This window comes from Pseudarthrobacter sp. efr-133-R2A-89 (genome assembly GCF_030209315.1).
Taxonomy (GTDB): domain Bacteria; phylum Actinomycetota; class Actinomycetes; order Actinomycetales; family Micrococcaceae; genus Arthrobacter.
Genome location: NZ_JARVSE010000015.1, coordinates 1 through 4,659, shown reverse-complemented (window position 1 = coordinate 4,659; position 4,659 = coordinate 1). Strand labels below are relative to the sequence as shown.

Genomic DNA, 4,659 nt, shown 5'->3' with positions numbered 1-4,659 from the left:
GGTGTGGGAGAGTAGGACACCGCCGGACACACACCACTGGTCGAGGCCCCAACCACCATGGTTGGGGCCTCCCACATTTAACACCACCACCTAGACTTACCGTCTATGACCCCCCGAAGCACAAGCCCCAAGGGCAAACGGGCCACCATCCTCGACGTTGCCGCTGCCTCCGGTGTCTCCCGGCAAACCGTCACCCGTGCCATGAACGACATGCCCGGGATCAGCCCCGAGACCCGTGAACGCGTCCAGAGGATCGCTTCGGAGCTGGGCTACAGCCCCAGCCGCTTCGCCAAGGGGTTGGTCCAGGGTGCGAAGGTATCGATTGGCCTCGCCATCCCGGACCTGACCAACCCATACTTCCCTGCGTTTGCGTCGAGCGTGGTGGAGGCAGCCACCGGGCGCGGCTGGAACGTCGTGGTTGATGACTACGGGCACGGAACCGGCAGTGCCGTCGACGCCGCGGCCAGGCTCGCGCCCCAGGTGGACGCCCTTATCGGCTACCTCGCGCCGCACGCGGACGAGGCGCAGGCGCTTATGGGCCGCCGGCCCGTCGTCGCCCTGGACTCACCGGACGCGGGAACCGCCGGCCGCATCTCGTTCGACTACCGCCACGCTGCGAGGTTGGCACTTGCCCGCCTTGCTGCCAGGGGTTGCACGAACGTCGCTTTCCTGGACTCGGACCAAGGCGGGCCTGCCGGCAGTCGGAGCGCGGCAGCCGCAGCCGTCGCCGAAGAAGCTGGAATGCAGCTCAGCCGCTTCAAGGCCGAGCCCTCCGCGGCCGCCGCCAAGGCAGCCGTGGCCCTCCTGGCTGACCGAGCAGACCCCGTTGACGGGATCCTTGCCTTCAACGACCTCATGGCCGCCGGTGCACTCAAAGCTTTGCAGGCCTCCGGCAAGGCCGTACCAGGCGACTGCGCAGTCATCGGAATGGACGGGATACCGCTCGGAGAACTGCTCACCCCTGAGCTGACCACCCTCGCACTGGACCTGCGAGCCGTAGGACGTGCCGCCGTCGGCCTCCTCGAAGGACTCCTCTCGGGCTCGCTCGCGGAAGGCGGGACCGAGGCCCATCTGATCCTTCGGCACGAGCTGGTCCTCCGCCAGTCCGCCTAGACCCCTACTCAAAGGCGCACGCAGCGGATAGGCTTTAAGCGCATCTTCGTGAACGTTCACGCGGAGCCCCAACAATACCTGCAGCAAGGAAGACAATGGCACTCCACACCCCCGCCGCTACTGATGGCGGCCAGGACCCCCGCGGCGCCACACACTCCAACCCCAACCTGGAGCTTGGCCAGGAAGGGGTTCGGGAGCTGGCCTCGCTGGAGCCGGGACGGGGAAGCCTGCCCGCACGCTCCTACCTGGCAACTGACGCGCCCAGGCTGTCCCTCAACGGGGACTGGCAGTTCAGGCTGAGCCCCGGAATCCGAACCGCGCCCAACGACGGGTGGCAGCACGGCACGGACCTGGCCGGTTTCGCCCCGCTGCCTGTCCCTTCCAGCTGGAGCATGCACGGCCACGGAGCCCCGGCCTACACCAATGTCCAATTCCCCTTCGCCGTGGAACCGCCGTTCGTCCAGGAAGCCAACCCCATCGGTGACCACGTGGTGACCTTCCAGGCAGGCCCGGAGTTCTTCCCGCACGCGCTGTTGCGGTTCGACGGCATCGACAATGCCGGGACCGTATGGCTGAACGGTGTTGAACTCGGAACCACCCGCGGCAGCAGGCTGGCCCACGAATTCGACGTGTCCGGCATCCTGGTGGAAGGTGCCAACACCTTGGCGGTGCGGGTGGCCCAGTTCTCCGCCGCCAGCTACGTGGAGGACCAGGACATGTGGTGGCTTCCGGGGATCTTCCGGGACGTGACCCTCCAGGCGCGGCCCGCTGACGGCCTCGACGATCTGTTCGTCCACGCGGACTACGACCACGCGACGGGTAACGGCACGCTGAGGGTCGAGGTGACGCGGGCCGGCAAGGCGATTGACGCCGTCGTCCGCATCCCTGAACTCGGCCTGGAACTCCCCGCCGGGGCCCAACATACTGTCCCGGGCGTGGAGCCGTGGTCGGCGGAGCAGCCGCGCCTGTATGACGCCACCGTCAGCACCCCCGGTGAGACAGCATCCGTGCAGGTGGGGTTCCGAAGCATCACCATCGAAGACGCCCAGTTCAAAGTCAACGGCCGGCGCATCCTGCTTCGCGGCGTAAACCGCCATGAACACCATCCCAGGCTGGGCCGCGTGGTGCCGCGGGATGTGGTGGAGGCGGAACTGCGGTTGATGAAGCAACACAACATCAACGCGATCCGCACCTCGCATTACCCGCCGCATCCGGAATTCCTCGCGCTGGCAGACCAGCTCGGGTTCTATGTGGTCCTCGAATGCGACCTCGAGACGCATGGATTCGTGGGGGCCGGATGGGCGCAGAACCCCAGCGACGATCCGCAGTGGGAGGAAGCCCTGGTGGACCGGATGGAGCGGACCGTGGAACGCGACAAGAACCATCCGTCAGTCATCATGTGGTCTCTCGGCAACGAGGCTGGCACGGGCCGGAACCTTGCCGCCATGTCGCGCTGGGCCAAGGACCGCGACCCGTCGCGCCCCATCCACTACGAAGGCGACTGGTCTTCGCCCGACGTTGATGTCTACTCCCGGATGTACGCCAGCCAGGCCGAGACGGCGCTGATCGGCCAAGGAATCGAACCGCCCCTCGAGAACGCCGAACTGGACGCCAGGCGCCGCGCCATGCCATTCGTGCTCTGCGAATACGTCCATGCCATGGGCAACGGGCCCGGTGGCATGAGCGAATACCAGGAACTGTTCGACAAATACCCACGGCTGATGGGCGGCTTCGTGTGGGAGTGGCTGGAGCACGGCATCACCGTGACGGACGCGGATGGCAGCGAACATTTCGCCTACGGCGGGGATTTTGGCGAAGAGATCCACGATGGAAACTTCGTCACTGACGGCTTGGTTGACGCCAACCGCAAGCCCCGCCCCGGGCTGCTGGACTTCAAGAAGGTCATCGAGCCGCTGCGCATAGAGGTCGGGCAGGATTGGGCCCGCTTCACCGTGCGGAACGGCCAGGACTTTGCGGACACGTCCGCCTTCGGCTTCCGGTACACAGTTGTGGCCGACGGCGACACCCAGGTGGAGCGGTCCGTGGCCGTTGCGCCGATAGCGCCCCAGTCCGAAGCCGTCGTCGAGCTGCCGACGGAGATTGCCCGGTATGCTGCAGCGCCGGCATCCAGCCAGTCTGCTGTGCTGACGGTGAGCGCGGTGCTTGCTTCCGATACGGCCTGGGCAGGGGCCGGCCACGAGGTCGCCTGGGGCCAGGCGGCCCGTTTTGGGACCCAGGATCCCCGGCTGCCCGCCGTGGACGGTGTCGAGGTCATGGACGACGAGCTGAAACTTGGCAACGCCCGGTTCAGCCGGGCCACCGGCATGCCCACGTCCATCGGCGGCCTTCCCGTCGACAAACTGGGGCTGGTCCTGTGGTGGGCACCCACTGACAACGATCTGGGCCGGGAATGGGGGAGCACCGACGAGCGGCCGCTTGCCACCCAGTGGAAGGACGCAGGTCTTGACCGCCTCCACACACGCCTGTTGGGCATCACGGCAGAACCCGCGGCAGGGGGCGGGGAACAACTCCGTGTCAGCACCCGCGTTGGCATTGCGGACAAGCAGTACGGAGTGCTGGTTGATTACCTGTGGACCAGCAACTCCGGAGCGCTGGCACTGCGCACCCGCGTTAAGCCGGCAGGGGACTGGGTCAACGCCGGCTTCGACATCGAATGGGCGCGAATCGGGCTGGAACTGGTCCTGGCGGCCGAGACAACCACGGTGAACTGGTTCGGGCAGGGACCGCACCAGAGTTACCCCGACACCGGCCAGGGAGCGCGGGTGGGGTGGTTCGAGTTGCCGCTCGCCGGCTGGGATGTTGATTATGTCCGGCCGCAGGAGTCCGGGGCGCGCGGCTCCGTACGGCAGGCGGTTCTTGAAACCGGCGGCAAGCAGCTGCAACTCTCCGGAGAGCCCTTTGCGCTGACCGTCAGGCCCTACGGCATGGACGTCCTCGCAGCAGCGACGCATCGTCCCGACCTCGTTCCGGACGGACGCAGCTATGTTTACATTGATCACGCCCGGCGGGGTGTTGGCACCGCGGCCTGTGGTCCCGGCGTCCTGGAGCCCTACCGGCTGAAGCCCCGCGAAGCTGAGTTTGAGGTCCTCCTCCAAGTCCACGGCTGAGGCCACTCCGGGAATGTGAGCCACCCGACATCGGCTCCAAACCCTCGAAGGTACTGAGAGGGCAGGGTCAGCATTGCCGGAAACCGCGGAAATTCGCGGTTTCCGGCAGTGTACGGAGCCCCCTGTTCCTGGATTTGCGGTGGGGTTGGTGGGCGTGTATTGTTTTCTGAGTCGCCGCCGCTGATGCGGAAAGATAGCGGCGAAAACCCCCTTCTGAACGGCCTGGAAAATGGTTCGCTTTGTGGCGAGCCTGGTGGGTTGGGGTGGTCTTCCTTTTGATTCGGGTCCTGGGATATGGATTTGTGTTGGGGTGGGGGATCGGGTAAGTTTGGAAAGTTGCTCCGGAGCGATCTGCGACTGGTTTTTGGTTGTGGTGGTGCCGGGTGTGTCTGTTGTTTGAGAACTCAATAGTGTGCCA

Annotated in this window: 2 protein-coding genes; both read left to right on the top strand. The window is 65.9% G+C overall.

What is annotated here, in order from left to right:
• Positions 1–105: 105 nt before the first annotated feature.
• Positions 106–1,113, top strand: a complete 1,008-nt coding sequence (locus QRM95_RS20860; protein ID WP_285249330.1) for a LacI family DNA-binding transcriptional regulator — start codon at positions 106–108, stop codon at positions 1,111–1,113.
• 95 nt (positions 1,114–1,208) lie between these two features.
• On the top strand, positions 1,209–4,241 hold the full coding sequence (locus tag QRM95_RS20855) for a glycoside hydrolase family 2 TIM barrel-domain containing protein (protein ID WP_285249329.1): 3,033 nt from the start codon (positions 1,209–1,211) through the stop codon (positions 4,239–4,241).
• Positions 4,242–4,659: the final 418 nt, after the last annotated feature.

Excerpts from the sequence above, each read along its gene's own strand:
- QRM95_RS20860 (WP_285249330.1), top strand. The coding sequence starts at position 106 with ATGACCCCCCGAAGCACAAGCCCCAAGGGCAAACGGGCCACCATCCTC.
- QRM95_RS20855 (WP_285249329.1), top strand. The coding sequence starts at position 1,209 with ATGGCACTCCACACCCCCGCCGCTACTGATGGCGGCCAGGACCCCCGC.